The following is a 14,832-nucleotide window of genomic DNA, read 5'->3' as shown; positions in this document are numbered from 1 at the left end:
TCCGGCTCCTGCTATAAACCGGATGCTTTACGACAAGGGGCCAACTGAACGAACGTATGACTCGTCAAGAGGTGATTCATGAACCTCCGTTTTAAAATCCTTTCCGGCTTTCTCATCCTGGCGGTCATGCTCTTTGCCGCCGGCCTGGTGTCCATCGCCGAACTCAATCGCATCCGCTATTCGGTCAGGGGACTGCTGGAAGAAAATTATATCAGTATCGTTGCCGCCCGGGACATGAGGGACGCGTTGGAGGAGCAGCACAGCGGCATACTGATGCTGGCGTTAAAAGACCGGGAAGACGGCTGGCAGTCGCTGGAAAAGGCCCATGGTGATTTCCAGCAGGCCTTTGCCCGGGCCCGCGAAAACATCACGCTCCCCGGAGAAAGGGAAAGCGTTGACGCGGTGGAAACAGCCTATCTTCTGTTCCGCGCGTCCTGGTCCAATTTCGAGGCCGGGAGCCGGGGCCGAGATAAAAAATTGTTGTATCTGGAAGAGGTCTATCCGTCGCTTCAGAACGTAACCACCGCGGTAAACCACCTGATGACCTTGAACGGCAACGCCCTTCACGACACGGCAGTTGGGCTTCAGAATCAGGCCGGCCGGACCATCATGCCCGGCATCGTGGCCATTATCGCCGCCATTGTCTTTACGCTGGTGTTTAATTTTTTTATCAACCTCTATGTCATCGCGCCCATTCGCCGGTTGACCCGGGCGGTTACTTCCCATGTCCGCGACGGTGAGCCGATGATCATCCGCACTGAAAGCCGGGATGAAATTTCCCGTCTGGCGGAAGCGATTCAAGAACTGGTTCTTTATGGCGGACCCAAAAACAGCCGGAAATCATCATGAGACCGCAAATCATTCTCCGCTACCTCGGCCTGATTCTGCTGTTTAACGCCTTTTTCCTTCTGATCTCAACCCTTGTCTCCGCGGCGACCGGGGGCGGGGCTTTTTTTTCGCTGCTGTTCAGCACCGTGGTCAGCGTTCTTTTCGGCCTTTTCCCGCTGGTGTTCGTACCGCCGTCCGACGACATTACCAACCGGGAGGGGTTGTATATCGTTGTCTGCTGCTGGCTGCTCTCCTGCCTGGCGGGGGCGTTGCCGTTTGTCCTCTGGGGCGGGGAGTTCACCTTTACCAATGCCTGGTTTGAAAGCGTTTCGGGATATACCACCACCGGCGCCTCGATCCTGACCAGTGTCGAAGCCCTTCCGCCCGGCCTGCTGTTCTGGCGGGCCGCCACCCACTGGATGGGCGGCGTGGGCATCATTATTTTCGTGCTGGCGATTCTGCCGGCCATGGGCGGCGCCTACCTGGTGCTCTACCGCAACGAGATGTCCACCCTGGCCCAGGAGAGTTTGCAGTACCGGACCAGAAAGACACTGAAAATCCTTCTGTACGTTTATATCGGGCTGACGTTTATGGAAACGTTGCTCCTGATAGCCGAAGGCATGGGCCCCCTGGACGCCGTCGCTCACGCTTTCGCCACCATCGCCACCGGCGGGTTTTCCACTAAAAACACCAGCATTGCTTATTATTCCAGCCCGGTCATCGAAATAACGGTTATTGCCTTCATGTTCCTGTCAGCGGTGAACTTCGGCCTTCTTTTCCAGTGCGTCACCGGTCATCCCGGTGATCTGCTGAAGTCACCGGTTTTCCGTTATTATACGGCCTCCCTGGTGATTGGCGTCATCCTGGTGGCGGTAAACCTGCACGGCAGCATCTACCCCGGATGGATCGATGCCTGGCGGCACGCGGCCTTTCAGGTGATAGCCCAGGGGACCAGCACGGGCTTTGCCTCGGCCGACAGCGCCGTCTGGCCGCCTTTTGCCCAGCTGGTCATCATTTTCTTGATGATCCAGGGCGGCTGTGCCGGCTCAACCTCCGGCGGCATGAAGGCCGACCGGCTGATCCTGTTCTGGAAAGTCGTCAGACGGCGCATGGTGAAGCTGCGCCATCCCAAGGCGGTGGTGGTGATCCGGGCCGGTCAGTCCGTGGTGGACGATGACGTGGCGGAAACCGTTCTGACTTTTATTCTTCTTTATCTGCTGGTGCTGTTTGTTTCGACGCTCGCCATCACCCTGTTCGGGGTGGACCTCCTGACCGCGTTTTCCGGAACGACGGCTGCCATGGGCGGTGTCGGGCCCGGGTTCGGGACCGTCGGCTCCATGGCCAACTATGGTCATATGCCGGGGGCGGTCAAGTGGATCCTGACCCTGGACATGCTGGTGGGACGTCTGGAGATTTTTGGCCTGATTCTCTTTTTTACCATCACCCGGTGGAAGTAATTCCGGCTGGGCGCAATCCCCGGCGGAGGTCCGGCCTGACGATCCGGATGATCAGGGTTTCCAGCATCAACCGGGGATCCACGGCGCTGCTTTTCAGGCTCCGGTCCGTTTCGGCCATGGCCGTCAGGGCGGCCAGCAGTTCGCGGCGTGAAAAGTTATCTGCCTTGAGAAAGGTTTTGTAAGTGGGGAAGGGGCTGGCCGGATTCGGATCGATGAGCAGGTCCGATGAAACCGTTTTTTGTTTTTCCGATTTTTTGCCGGAGGCGGGGCCGGACAGCGCTTCCTCCTGCCGCCGGATGGCTTCCCGCAACCGGTCATCGTAGGCCGCGATGGCCGGCAGCGTCTGCTGTTTAAATCCCTCAAAGGGCATACCCGGGCGCCAGGCTTTTTTCCCGGCGCCGTCCATGAAATCCCGGATGACCAGCAGCTTTCTCGTCTGGTTGACGATGGCGGCGACTACCTGCAGCGGATGAATGGGCTCGGCGCCGGAAAGCAGGCTGCCGAGCAGGAACAGGGCCTGGGGGCCATTCTTGTCGAACAGGGCGCCGGTCAGTTCATAAATGGGATCCTTTTTTGTCCGGGTCATGAGGGCGGCCACATCCGCGGCGGTAATGGCCGAACGCTCGCCCGTAAAGGCGGCCAGCTTCTCCAGGCTGTTATGGAAGGTCCGCAGATTGAAACCGGTCATATCCCGCAGGGCGGCAAAAGCGTCCGGGCCCATGGTTTTGCCCTTGGGACCGAGAACGGCCCGCATGGTTTCGGACAGGGCCTCTTCCTGGCGGGCCCGGTCCGCCCGGGTGTCCCTGGCGGGAACACCGCAGTCGATGACGATCCCATGGTCCTTGATCGCTTTATAGAGCTTCCGCCGCTTGTCGACGGTTTCGGCGGTGATGATCAGGTGATTACCCGGGGCGAATCCTTTTTCAATGGCCGCGGACAGGGCGCCGGCCGCGTCGGCGGCCGCGGCACTGCCCTGCCGCCGGTCCCGGCAGCAGGCGATGACGGCGTCCAGCCAGGACGGATCGGCGTCCAGAGAACCGGTTTCCGCCTGGAGAAGGCGCTGCCGGTCATCGGCGGTCATGGTATCCGGGGCGATGTCCAGCAGGGCCAGGAGCTTGAGGAACAGCTCCGTCCCCTTGCGAAGGTTTCCGTCCGCCACGGCCGTTTTCAAGCGCTGAATCAGGGAGGCGGTATCTTCTTTGGAATAGAAAATGTTGGCGTCGACAAAGCCGATCACCTTGGCCCCGCCGTCCAGGGAGAAGGTATTGACCCGCTCGATGGCCTCATGGGCGTTGTCGTCCGTCCCGTCCAGTTCCTCCAGGCAAAAGCTCCTCCGGTTTTCGGGAACGATGGCGGCGACCAGTTCGGCGTAAACGGATTTGTACAGGTACTCTTCGCCGTAAATGAGGTAAACCGGCGCGGGAGAGAAGTCGGCGGTGATATGGGGCTTGAACTGTTTGTAGGAGATTTCGGTCATTACCCGTTGTCGCGCTTGTTACGGATGGCGATGATCGTCAGGCAGACGGCGGCAAAAGCGGCCATGGTCAGGCCGATGGTCTGGGAGGTGGACAGAAAGTCGACCACGGGCGCGCCTCTTTCGTCGCCCCGGAAGATTTCGACAAACGTGCGGAACAGTCCGTAGATCATAAGATAGATGAAAATCAATCTTCCGGAAAAACGGCCGGTGCGGCTTAACCGCAGCAGGATCAGAAAGATCAGGAAATTACCCAGTGAGCAGTATAGCTGCGTGGGATGAAGGGGAACGCAGACGGGTTGGGCCAACGTCTCATGATGGCAGAAGGAGACGGCCCAGGGAAGGCCGCTGGGCTTGCCGTAGCAGCATCCGGCGAAAAAGCAGCCGATTCTGGCCACCCCGTGGGCCAGGGGCATGCCCATGCCGATCATATCCATGATTTTGCCCGCCGGCAGTTTCTTGTATCGGATATAGACCGCGACGAAAACAAGACCGGTCAGAAATCCGCCGTAGAACACCAGACCGCCATTCCAGATGCGGAAGATTTCAAGCGGATCGGCGATAAAGGTCGGCAGGCTGAGCAGCACGTAAAATAATCTGGCGCCCACCAGCCCGGCGATGATGCTGTAGAAAAAAAGGTCGGAGATCTGGTCCGTGGGGAGTTCCCACTTTCTGGTCTGGTAAAGGATGAACCAGAGGCCGGCCATCATGGCCAGGGCCGCGAAAAATCCGTAGGTGTATACGGTAAAACCGCCGATTCTGAAGAGAACGGGATGCATGTCAGACCGGTACCTTCTTGAAAATGATGTAATACAGCAGCACGGCCATGCCGACGGATATGGCGCTGTCCGCCAGGTTGAAGGCGGGCCAGTGCAGGCCGCTGACATGGAAATCCAGAAAATCAACGACCGCGCCCTTGCGGATTCGGTCCGCCAGGTTACCCAGGGCACCCCCGAAAATCATGGCCAGGGCGGTCAGCAGAAAGGGATGCCGCCGGGGTGTCCGGACATACAGATAGAGAATGAACCCCGTGGCCACCAGGGAAACGAGAATAAACAGCAGCGAGCGGACCACCTGAGACTGGCCGGCCATGAAACCGAAGGCGCCGCCGGGGTTGAGGATATGGGTGATGCTGAAGAACCCCGGGATGACGGTGATGGTCTGGTGCAGGCAGACCTGCTGGATGATCAGGTATTTGCTCGCCTGGTCCAGCGCCGCCGTCAAACCGGCAACAATGACGATGATGAGGCGTTTGGCTAAGGCTGATGGCTCCGGCCCGGTCGACATGTCTTGTTCGGCTCCTGATTTTTCAGATTCTGGCCAGGGCGTCCCGGCATCGCCGGCAGATGGCCGGATGGGTTTGGTCCGCGCCGACGGTTTCATCATGCACCCAGCAGCGTTCGCATTTGGTCCCCGGGGCCTGGCCGACCGCGATGGTCAGACCCTCAATTTCACGGCTTTCGTAAGCACCGGTCGTTTTATCCCCGGACTTGAGCAGGACGCTGGAAACGATGAACAACTGTCTCGACTCGCCGGCGTACCTGGTCAGCACCCGGGCCGGTTCACCTTCGGCGCTGATGATCACTTGGGCGTCCAGGGGGTGGCCGATGCTTTTTGCGGCCCGGGCCGTTTCCAGCGCCCGGGTGACTTCCCCGCGGATTTTCAGCAGCAACTTCCATTCCTCGGCCAGTTCCCGGTCTTCCCAGGCGGCGTCGGCTTCGGGCAGGGATGACAGGTGAATGCTGTCGACGCTTTCCTGCTCACGGGGCAGATAGCGCCAGACCTCTTCGGCGGTAAAGGGGAGGATCGGCGCCATGAGTCGGGCCAGGCTGCTGGCAATGGTAAACATGACGGTTTGAGCGCTGCGCCGGCCGGGATCGGTCGGTGACGCCGTGTAAAGCTGATCCTTCATGATATCCAGGTAAAAGGCGGACAGGTCCACCGTGCAGAAATTATAGAGCCGGTGATAGACGACATGAAACTCGCAGGTTTCATAGGCTTCCCGCAGGGTTTTGATCAACTGCGCCAGGGAAAACAGCATGAACCGGTCGACGGCGGTCATCCGTTCCAGGGGAACGGCATCCGCGGCCGGCGAGAAGTCGTTCAGGTTGCCGAGCAGAAAGCGGCAGGTGTTGCGGATTTTTTTATAGGCCTCGCTGAGCTGGTTGATGATGTTGTCGGATATGCGGATGTCTTCCCGGTAATCGGAAGCGGCCGCCCACAGCCGCAGGATTTCGGCTCCGTACTTGCTGATGACCTTGTCCGGCGCGACGACGTTGCCCACCGACTTGGACATTTTTTTTCCGGCGCCGTCGACCACGAAGCCGTGGGTCAGGACAGCGCGGTACGGGGACGCCCCCCGGGTGCCGACCGCCGTCAGCAGGGAACTGTGAAACCATCCCCGGTGCTGGTCGCTGCCTTCCAGGTACAGGTCGGCGGGCCAGCCCAGGCTGTCCCGCATCTCCAGGACCGCGGCGTGACTGACGCCGGAATCAAACCAGACATCGAGGATATCGGTTTCCTTGATCAGGTCTTGGCCGCCGCAGGACGGGCAGACGGCATCGGCGCCGATAAAGGTTTCCGCCGGCTCCTCGAACCAGGCATCCGAGCCGCGTTCTTTGAACAGGTCGAAGATTTTCCGCTGGATGGTTTCGTTCATGAGCACGGCGCCGCATTTTTCACAGAAGAACACGGTGATGGGCACGCCCCAGGAACGCTGGCGGGAAATACACCAGTCCGGCCGGTTCTCGATCATGCCGTAGATCCGTTCCCGGCCCCAGGCGGGGATCCATTTGACCTTGTCGATTTCCGCCAGGGCCTTTTTCCGCAGGTCGTTTTTCTCCATGGAGACAAACCACTGGGCCGTGGCCCGGAAGATGACCGGCCGCTTGCAGCGCCAGCAGTGCGGGTAGGAATGGGTGAAGGTGTCCTGCTTGAGCAGGGCGTTTTTTTCCGCCAGCCGCTCCATGATGGCGGCGTTGGCGTCAAACACGAACTGGCCGGCGAAAAGCTCCACGTCCGGCGTAAAGCGGCCGCCGTCGTCCACCGGGGAGTAGATGTCCAGGCCGTAGGCCAGGGCCGCTTCGTAGTCCTCGGCGCCGTGCCCGGGAGCGGTATGGACGCAGCCGGTGCCGGCTTCCAGGGTGACGTGATGCCCGAGAACGACGGTGGCGGCCCGGTCGTAAAGAGGATGGGAAAAGCGCCGTTTTTCCAGCAGCGTCCCCGGGAAACGTTTAAGTAAGGTATGGCCGGTGATGCCGAAGGCGGCCAGGCAGCGGTCGACCAGTTCGGCGGCCAGGATCAGCACGCCGTGGTCCGGGGTCTCCACGGCCGCGTATTCGAATTCCGGATGCAGGGCCACGGCCAGGTTGGCCGGCAGGGTCCAGGGCGTGGTGGTCCAGATGACGATGGCCACCGGTTTTCCGGCTAGTTCCGGGATCAGGTCCGACAGGTCGTCTCTGGCCGGGAATTTGACGTAGATGGACGGCGAGGGCGCGTCGGCGTATTCGATTTCCGCTTCGGCCAGGGCCGTCCGGCAACTGCAGCACCAGTGGATCGGCTTTTTGCTCCGGGCCAGGCTGCCGTTGATGGCGAACTGGCAGCATTCCCGGGCGATGACGGCCTCATACTCGTTGTTCATGGTCAGGTAAGGGTTGTCCCAGTCGCCCATGACGCCCAGCCGTTTGAACTCCTCCCGCTGGATGTCGACATGCTTCCGGGCGTAGCGGCGGCAGATGTCCCTTTTTTCCACCTGGGACAGGCTGTTCTTTTTCGCCCCCAGTTCCTTGTCGACGTTGTGCTCGATGGGCAGGCCGTGGCAGTCCCAGCCCGGAATATAGTCCACGTCGTACCCGGTCATGCGGCGGCTGCGGGCGATGAAATCCTTTAAAATCTTGTTTAAGGCGTGTCCGATATGAATCCGGCCGTTGGCGTAGGGCGGGCCGTCGTGCAGGATGAACTTAGGCTTGTTGCGGGAAGCGGCTTTCGTCTTTTCATACAGGTTTTCAACTTCCCACTGCTTTAACTGCTCCGGTTCACGCTGGACCAGAGAGGCCTTCATCGGAAACGACGTCGAGGGCAGGTTCAGCGTTTTCTTGTAATCCATGATTTCCTCCGGTCATAAGGATATAAACTCGCCCTATCTAAAGCGGAAAGCCCTTTGGTGTCAAGCAAATATATCGGCCCGCGGGCCTTGGCTGGACGGCCGAACCGCCCCTGTCGCCCCGGCCGAAGCGTATTCTTATGGCTGCTCTTTTCCGTGCCGCCGGAGGGTCAGCATGACGTTGGCGAAAAAGATCAGCAGCGCCCCGATCCAGCCCCCAACGGAAAGGACCGGATCACCGGCCACCCAGGGGCCGAGGATCGCCGCCATCAGGATTCGGGACGACGAGATGACGCTCCCCTCCACAGCCGTCACATACCGAAATCCGAAGGTCAGCAGGTACTGCCCGGCGGTGCCGAACAGGGAACAAATCATCAGGAAGTAGAATTCATTTTTATCGGGCAGAAATATTTTTTCGTGAAACACGCCGTACATGATGACGCAGCCGATGCCGAACATGTAAAACAGGACGGTTTCAGAATCATGATACTGGCGGCTCAGGTTCAGATAAAGGATCGCCAGGGCCGAGGTGATGCCGGAGGCAACCCCCCAGAGGCTGGTCGTCGGGGTTTTCAGGCCCGGGGAGAGAATAAGCCAGATCCCCGCGAACGCGATCACGACCATGGCGATCATGGGGATATCCCGCTGCTCCTTTAAGAAAAACCAGGAGAATACGGTTAAAAAAACGGGATAGGTCATGTTCATGATATTGCCCTCGGCCACGGACGTGGTCTCCACCGCCTTGTAAAAGCAGTAGACGGCGATACAGTTGTAAACCGCTCTTCCCAGGAGCAGGCTGTATTTGCGGGGAACCGGTCCCTGCCGGCGGATGACCATGACGGTGCTGATAACCAAAAACCCCAGCAGAAAGCGGAAAAAACTGAAGTAGGAAGCGTCGATGACCGTTTCGGCGGCGGCCCACCGGATGACGGCCGTGGCGAAATAAAAACAGATGGCCGAGGCAAAGACGCAGGTATATCCCAGCCACCCGACGGCGCGAGGGGACAGTCGATGGGATAAAGAGAGATGAACGCCGGGTTTCATGGGACGTCGCTCACAAAAGACTTTTTTACGATCGCATCATTGTTGATAAAGTCGTAAAAGCTGGCATGGCCATGTCATTAATAAAAAAGCGCTCCAGCCGGTTTTTTATCGGCGGCATGGAGCGCTTTTATTGATCGCGGAGATCGCTGCTCCGGTTTAGAACATGTAGCTGGCCTTGGCGACCGTCAGGGTCCAGTGCTGTTTTAAATCATCGTTATCCTCCGGATTCAGGTAGGCCGCTCCGTCCATGAAGTGTTCTTCCAGCTTGAAGGCCCAGTTGGCGGTAACATCGAACCGCAGGGTTACGCAAATGTCCTTGAGCCAGGCCTGGTAATCTTCTTTGCCGGCCGCCTCAAGATCGTCACCGTCCTTGTCGTTCTTGTCCGGATAGGCCGCGGAATAGTAACCGCCCAGCTGGAACCAGTCGCAGAAGCGGTAGGCCGCGGCGACATAATAGCCCAGGGATTCCCGCTCGGTGGTCATGGAATCGGTCCAGCCGCTGCCCAGGACATTGACGGTGGTGGTGGTGGTCGGAGGCCCGGCCGCCGGAATGACGGTGGTGTCCGTGGTGGCGATAACGTCACCGGTGGAGTTAATGGTAATCTCCTGTTTCTGGTCCTGATGAAAACATTCACCGGACAGTTCCAGGTTTTTCCAGGTATATTTAATGTAATAATTCGTCTGCTCCCATTCCTTGAATTTTGTTTCCAGCCGGTCCCCGGCATTGACCGCCATGGTGGTCACGGTGGCGGTCACGGTGGTGGCGCCGGAAACGGGATCAAAGACGGTGTTGACATTGACCAGGGGCGGTCCGCCCAGGGTGTCCTCCGTGAAATGAGAATCCATGGACATATCCGCGTCGTTGTAAGATCCGCCGATGACCAGTCCCTCCAGGGGGGCGGCCCACTCCAGGTTGAAGACGGAACGGCTGTCCACATCATAATCATCGGTTTTGTCCGGGACAAAGGTGCTCACGTCTTCGATATACAGGGTCATGGCGCTGTCCCGGTCCGGGTTCAGGTCCTGGGTTCCATATTGAATTTCATAGGAAAAGCTGCCCACCCCATCGGCCGGAACGGTGCCGTAGAGATCGCCGCCGTCAATTGACAGGGAGGGATCCCGGAAGTATTCCAGATAAACGCTCTGGGGGAGCAATGCCCAGGGCCGGACCATGTCGATGTCCCTGGTGTCGTTGTAAAGGCCGGTTTTCATTTTCATCCTTCCGGCCTTGGCCCCCAGCCATGGCTTCCAGCGGTAGTTAAGCATGGCCCAGTCCAGTTTGACCTCCTGATTTTCAGCCTTGCCCAGATCCTTGGCAAAGAGCTGGAATCCGGCCGACAGTCCCGGGGTTAACCATTTGTTATAGTTAATGCCCATTTCCATGTATTCCATGGTGCCGTCTTCGGTATCGTGGGCCAGGAAATTATTGTCGCTGCTGTTTAAGTATCCCTGAGATATAAAGCCGTGAAGTTCGCCACCGGACAGTTCCACCGCGCCAGTGTTGGCAGCCATTCCCAGGCAGATGAACAGTATAAAAAGAATTTTTTTCATGGTGGCCTCCTTTTACTTGTCTGTAACCTGAAGCGTTTTGGTTCCGGCCGCCGTGGTGGAAGAGGAAATATAACCGATGGCGCCTTCCGTTCCGGCAACGTACTCGATCAGCTTCTGTTCATTGTCGAATGCAGGCGGCTGAATGCCCTGTCCGGTAAAGACCATTTTCCGCCAGTAGGTCTGGAACTGGCTGGGGGTCTTGTCAAGATAGCCGCCGACAAACCGGTCATGCGTCTCCCCTTCCGTCAGCAGGGCGCTTTTGACCGGCCGGCCATCGCCCCAGGTCACCTGCTGGCCCGTGAAAAGTTTTTTCAAGGTGTTTTTGTCAATGGCGGTAACGGTTACGGACGGGTTGGCGATAACGGAAATGCCGGTCGGAATGTTTTCCTGGCTGAAGCCGCTGCCGGACAACAGCAATAAAACCGTCGCTGTCCAGGCCAGGAATAAACCTCGTCTTCTGATGGGGTCCATTTCTTCCTCCTCCTTTACGCTTGATGATCGATGATGTCAGTACACCTCTATTCCCTGCGCATCAGCAGGAAATATGATTTCAATGGATAAGGTAAGAATGAAAAATAAATGATAATTGTTTATTTTTATTATAATTTTTATATCGCATTCAACGCCGTCCGTCAACAGTATATTCACCCGTTGTTGTTTTTCATCCGCTTGAGTCCCTGCAGGCGGACTGGCGGCCCGCCGGAAAGGGAAATGACCGGGCTGGAATCCGGTGGATGATTTTTAGTTTTTCCGGTTCTTATCGATGATCAGCGGGTATGGCTGTCCGATGCGGCCGGCACACCTGGTGCCGTCGATGGGTGGATGTATATTGGGGGGATAGGCATATCGTCGTTGCTGACATGCGAAATATCGGGTTAATAGTCCCTCCGGCGGAAGGGGCGTTTTTTTCGCTTTTTTCCACCGGGATCCGCCGGCCGGACTTTCATATAACTGCCATCGACGAGGTTCCCGTTCAGTGCTTTTATGGCCTGATCCGCTTCGGAGTTGCTGGGCATTTCGATAAAGCCGAACCCCTTCGATCTGCCGGACATTCTGTCTTTGATCAACTTAACGCTTTCGATGGTTCCGAATGCCGCGAACAAAGATGTCAGCTTTTCCTCGGTGACGCTGTCAGACAAATTCCCGAGATAAATATTCATGGTGGAATGCCTTTCGCTGGTAAGTTGTTTTATGCTTTTGCAGGGGGGCGCGGATTGGACCCGCTGTTGATGATTTTTGCGCGGATTTTTGCCGGAATCGATAACCGGCGGCGGGGGGCGGCCTTTCTTCAAGGCGCCATACTGAAAAAAAGGACACGGCTCCGGTTGTGGAGCCGTGTCCTTTTTTATTGAAAACTTAAATTACCGTAACATTGATAGCGGCCGGACCTTTTTTCCCCTGCTCAAGGTCAAAGGAAACCCGATCACCTTCTTTGAGGCTTTTAAAACCGCTGGCGTTGATTCCGGAATGGTGAACGAAAACATCGGGCCCGTTTTCCTGTTCAATAAAACCGAACCCTTTTTGATCGTTGAACCATTTGACTGTTCCATTGCTCATGCTGATTCCTCCTTTCTATAAAGTAATGCTCAAGATTTTACACTGGAGGATCCAACAGGCTGGAAAGAAAAGTTCCTTCAGAGAAAAACCGCTTCGCCAATATCAGCGAAGCCAAGTTGATTTTTTGCAAATTAACATACTTTTCGGGAAAAGCAAGTATTTTTTTTATTTCCCGGTCAGAATGATCAGGGCTCGCCGGTCTCCCAGAACGGGCAGGGCGTATTCATGGATGTCAATGGAGAACAGGTCCGCCGCTTTAACGGATTTTCCGTCCATGGACAGGGCCAGGTCGTTCAAGCCGGCGATTTCACTGCCGGCGTGTTTTCCCTTCATGGCAATCAGGCGTCCGCCCGGCCGGACCAGGCCATGGGACAGGGAAACAAATGCGGGCAGGGAATCAAAGGCCCGGCAGATCACGGTGTCAAAGGCCTGCCGGAAGGCCGGTTCATTTGACAGGGTTTCAGCCCGGCCGTGAAAAACGGTGGCATTGGTCAGGTCCAGTTGCCGGATCACCTGCCGGACGAAAGTGACTTTTTTCAGGGTGGCGTCGAGCAGGGAGACCGCCAGAGACGGAATGAAGGCCGCCAGCGGTATACCCGGAAAACCGCCGCCGGTGCCGATGTCCAGCAGAGCGGTGGCGTGAGGGATATACGTTGAGGGGGCCAGGGAATCCAGAAAATGCTTGACCGCCATTTCAATCGGGTCGGTGATGGCGGTGAGATTGATTTTCGCGTTCCAGCGGAGCAGTTCACCGGCGTGAAGGGCGAACCGGCGGGTCTGGGCCGCCGTGACGGGCAGTCCCATTACGGCGGCTTGCTCAAGGATGAATGCCTGCCACTCATCCCAGTCGGGAACGTTCATTTTTATTCACCGAAATGATCGTGGAACGAACAGAAGGCGGTTACCGCAATGCTCACCGCTCGAAATCCATGGTAATGGTAATTTCGTTGCCGCTTTCCCGCGCGAACTTGGCGTTGGGGTACCGTTTCTTGAAAATATGGAGCATGGCCGTATTGTCCGCCAGAACGGTGGCGGTAAAACCGATATAGCCGTTTTCAATGGCGATCTTTTCCAGTTGCTCCAGCAGGTAGGAGGTGATGCCCAGGCCCTGGTAATCTTCACGGACTACGAAGGCGACTTCGGCTCTGGTGTCGTCGTCTCCTCTGGCGTAGGAGGCGATGGCCATGAATTCCTTGCGGCCTTTGGTCCGGACCAGCCCGACCAGGGACATGTTTTTGCGATAATCCACCGCTGACCACTGCTTCTGCAGCATGGCATGGGAGAAAATGCGCTTTTTATGGAAAAACCGGTAATAGATGGTTTCGCCTTTGAGGGAGTAGTAGAAGTTCCGGTAGGAAAATTCATCCGACGGCAGCACCGGCCGCACTTCAATGGTCCGTCCGTCTTTAAGCTTCAGGGTACTCTTGTAATCCTCCAGAAAAATCAGGTCTTCCTGAATCGGGGGCAACTGATCGGGAAATATGTAATGATGCCTCTTGGCGACGTTGATCAAGTCTGCCCGGAATTTGGGATGGGCGATCTGGGCCAGTTCCATGGTCCGTTGATAGATGCCCTTGCCCTGAAGCTCGGCGATGCCGTATTCGGTCACGACAAAATTGATATCGCCGCGGGTGGTGGCCACGCCGGCGCCTTCGCTCAAGTGGGAGACGATACGCGAGACCTGACCTTTCTGGGCCGTCGAGGGCAGGGCGATGATGGAAAAACCGCCCCGGGACATGGCACTGCCCCGCAGGAAATCGACCTGGTCGCCGATGCCGCTGTAGAACCGGTATCCCATGGAGTCGGAGCAGACCTGACCCGTCAGGTCCACTTCCAGGGCCGAACTGATGGATACCAGGTTGTCATTGCGGGCGATGACGGTGGGGTCGTTGACGAACTCCGACGAGCGGAAGATGAAGGCCGGGTTTTTGTTCACATACTCGTAGAGTTCCGGTGTCCCCATGCACAGTGAAGCCACGGCCCGTCCCGGCAGCAGTGTTTTTTTCCGGTTGGTAATGACTTTCTGCTCGAAAAGAGGGATCATGCCGTCGGTGATGAGCTGCGTGTGCAGTCCCAGGTCTTTTTTGTTGGCCAGGTGTTTGAGAATGTAGTTGGGCAACTGGCCGAACCCGATCTGCAGAGTGGCGCCGTCCGGGACCAGCTGGGAAACATAAAAGCCGATGCGCTGCGACACGACGTTGTCGGGAATATCCCGGAAACCCACCACCAGGGGTTCATCATGCAGGACCAGGTAGTCGATGTCATCCACGTGGATAAAACCGTCACCAAAGGTCATGGGCATGTTTTGGTTGACCTGGGCGATGACCAGTTTGGCGTTTTCCGTACCGGCCTTGGTGATGTCCACGGAAACCCCCAGGCTGCAGTAGCCGAATTTGTCCGGCGGGCTGACCTGGATCAGGGCCACGTCCAGCCCGATGGCGCCTCGGGAAAACAGGCCGGGAATCTGGGAAAGATAGGCGGGAATATATTCGATTTTACCGTTGAACGCGGCCTGGCGCATGTCCCGGCTGATGAAAAAAAGTTTGAGGAAAAATCTTCTTAAAAAAGAGGGGTCTTCGACAAACTGGGCGAAGGTCGAGGACAGCATCTGGTAGACCATGATGTCCTGGATCGTTTCTTCGCCGACCATGGTCTTGATCAGCAGCTGGGGCTCCCCGCAGCCGGTACCGACAAAGACCCTGTCACCGCTTCTGATTTTAGAGATCGCCTCTTCGGCGACGACGATTTTTCCGCTGCAGTGGTCGTTCAGCCAGTCTTTATACATGATTCATATCCGATATTGTTTATGGCAACGGTAA

General features: G+C 57.3%; 13 protein-coding genes. 2 read left to right on the top strand and 11 right to left on the bottom strand.

The genetic code is table 11. The annotated features are described in order from the left end of the window. The first annotated feature begins 78 nt into the window (after positions 1-78). On the top strand, positions 79-849 hold the full coding sequence (locus tag AB1724_18635) for an MCP four helix bundle domain-containing protein (GenBank protein MEW6079831.1): 771 nt from the start codon (positions 79-81) through the stop codon (positions 847-849). Beyond that, positions 846-2,285, top strand: a complete 1,440-nt coding sequence (locus AB1724_18630) for a TrkH family potassium uptake protein (protein MEW6079830.1) — start codon at positions 846-848, stop codon at positions 2,283-2,285. The genes AB1724_18635 and AB1724_18630 overlap by 4 nt, the downstream gene beginning before the upstream one ends. On the opposite strand, the gene holA is transcribed toward AB1724_18630, so the two are convergent. The 11 genes from holA to AB1724_18575 form a co-directional block, all read right to left on the bottom strand. After that, entirely contained in the window at positions 2,269-3,762 is a 1,494-nt protein-coding gene (holA, locus tag AB1724_18625) for a DNA polymerase III subunit delta (protein ID MEW6079829.1), read from the bottom strand. The two genes, AB1724_18630 and holA, sit on opposite strands and share 17 nt — an antisense overlap. Further along, positions 3,762-4,538, bottom strand: coding sequence for a prolipoprotein diacylglyceryl transferase (gene lgt / locus AB1724_18620; protein ID MEW6079828.1), 777 nt, complete (start codon positions 4,536-4,538; stop codon positions 3,762-3,764). Before lgt ends, holA begins: the two co-directional genes overlap by 1 nt. 1 nt (position 4,539) lies before the next feature. Beyond that, a complete protein-coding gene (lspA, locus tag AB1724_18615) occupies positions 4,540-5,046 on the bottom strand; it encodes a signal peptidase II (GenBank protein ID MEW6079827.1) in 507 nt (168 codons plus the stop codon). A gap of 22 nt (positions 5,047-5,068) precedes the next feature. Further along, entirely contained in the window at positions 5,069-7,864 is a 2,796-nt protein-coding gene (gene ileS / locus AB1724_18610) for an isoleucine--tRNA ligase (protein ID MEW6079826.1), read from the bottom strand. 135 nt (positions 7,865-7,999) lie between these two features. Next, positions 8,000-8,905 (bottom strand): DMT family transporter, encoded by a 906-nt coding sequence (locus AB1724_18605; protein ID MEW6079825.1) that lies wholly within the window; start codon positions 8,903-8,905, stop codon positions 8,000-8,002. A gap of 156 nt (positions 8,906-9,061) precedes the next feature. Beyond that, the gene (locus AB1724_18600; protein MEW6079824.1) at positions 9,062-10,456 is read right to left on the bottom strand and encodes a hypothetical protein; all 1,395 of its coding nucleotides are present in this window, start codon (positions 10,454-10,456) and stop codon (positions 9,062-9,064) included. 12 nt (positions 10,457-10,468) lie between these two features. Then, positions 10,469-10,927 carry a hypothetical protein gene (locus AB1724_18595; protein ID MEW6079823.1) on the bottom strand — a complete coding sequence of 153 codons (459 nt, stop codon included), beginning with the start codon at positions 10,925-10,927 and terminating at the stop codon, positions 10,469-10,471. A 404-nt stretch (positions 10,928-11,331) separates the two neighbouring features. Then, a complete protein-coding gene (locus AB1724_18590; protein ID MEW6079822.1) occupies positions 11,332-11,616 on the bottom strand; it encodes an RNA-binding protein in 285 nt (94 codons plus the stop codon). 196 nt (positions 11,617-11,812) lie between these two features. Then, on the bottom strand, positions 11,813-12,013 hold the full coding sequence (locus AB1724_18585) for a cold-shock protein (protein MEW6079821.1): 201 nt from the start codon (positions 12,011-12,013) through the stop codon (positions 11,813-11,815). Positions 12,014-12,178: 165 nt separating this feature from the next. Continuing rightward, positions 12,179-12,874: a 16S rRNA (guanine(527)-N(7))-methyltransferase RsmG gene (gene rsmG / locus AB1724_18580; protein MEW6079820.1), complete on the bottom strand. Its 696-nt coding sequence runs from the start codon at positions 12,872-12,874 to the stop codon at positions 12,179-12,181. Positions 12,875-12,926: 52 nt separating this feature from the next. Continuing rightward, positions 12,927-14,798, bottom strand: a complete 1,872-nt coding sequence (locus AB1724_18575; GenBank protein ID MEW6079819.1) for a GNAT family N-acetyltransferase — start codon at positions 14,796-14,798, stop codon at positions 12,927-12,929. Positions 14,799-14,832 lie beyond the last annotated feature (34 nt).

This window comes from Thermodesulfobacteriota bacterium (assembly GCA_040753795.1).
In the GTDB taxonomy this organism is placed as follows: domain Bacteria; phylum Desulfobacterota; class Desulfobacteria; order Desulfobacterales; family Desulfosudaceae; genus JBFMDX01.
Note: the sequence above shows the minus strand (reverse complement) of the source record. Positions and strands in the feature narration are given on the sequence as shown.

Excerpts from the sequence above, each read along its gene's own strand:
- lgt (MEW6079828.1), bottom strand. The coding sequence starts at position 4,538 with ATGCATCCCGTTCTCTTCAGAATCGGCGGTTTTACCGTATACACCTAC.
- rsmG (MEW6079820.1), bottom strand. The coding sequence starts at position 12,874 with ATGAACGTTCCCGACTGGGATGAGTGGCAGGCATTCATCCTTGAGCAA.
- AB1724_18605 (MEW6079825.1), bottom strand. The coding sequence starts at position 8,905 with ATGAAACCCGGCGTTCATCTCTCTTTATCCCATCGACTGTCCCCTCGC.
- lspA (MEW6079827.1), bottom strand. The coding sequence starts at position 5,046 with ATGTCGACCGGGCCGGAGCCATCAGCCTTAGCCAAACGCCTCATCATC.
- AB1724_18635 (MEW6079831.1), top strand. The coding sequence starts at position 79 with ATGAACCTCCGTTTTAAAATCCTTTCCGGCTTTCTCATCCTGGCGGTC.
- AB1724_18590 (MEW6079822.1), bottom strand. The coding sequence starts at position 11,616 with ATGAATATTTATCTCGGGAATTTGTCTGACAGCGTCACCGAGGAAAAG.
- AB1724_18600 (MEW6079824.1), bottom strand. The coding sequence starts at position 10,456 with ATGAAAAAAATTCTTTTTATACTGTTCATCTGCCTGGGAATGGCTGCC.
- holA (MEW6079829.1), bottom strand. The coding sequence starts at position 3,762 with ATGACCGAAATCTCCTACAAACAGTTCAAGCCCCATATCACCGCCGAC.
- AB1724_18575 (MEW6079819.1), bottom strand. The coding sequence starts at position 14,798 with ATGTATAAAGACTGGCTGAACGACCACTGCAGCGGAAAAATCGTCGTC.
- AB1724_18585 (MEW6079821.1), bottom strand. The coding sequence starts at position 12,013 with ATGAGCAATGGAACAGTCAAATGGTTCAACGATCAAAAAGGGTTCGGT.
- ileS (MEW6079826.1), bottom strand. The coding sequence starts at position 7,864 with ATGGATTACAAGAAAACGCTGAACCTGCCCTCGACGTCGTTTCCGATG.
- AB1724_18630 (MEW6079830.1), top strand. The coding sequence starts at position 846 with ATGAGACCGCAAATCATTCTCCGCTACCTCGGCCTGATTCTGCTGTTT.
- AB1724_18595 (MEW6079823.1), bottom strand. The coding sequence starts at position 10,927 with ATGGACCCCATCAGAAGACGAGGTTTATTCCTGGCCTGGACAGCGACG.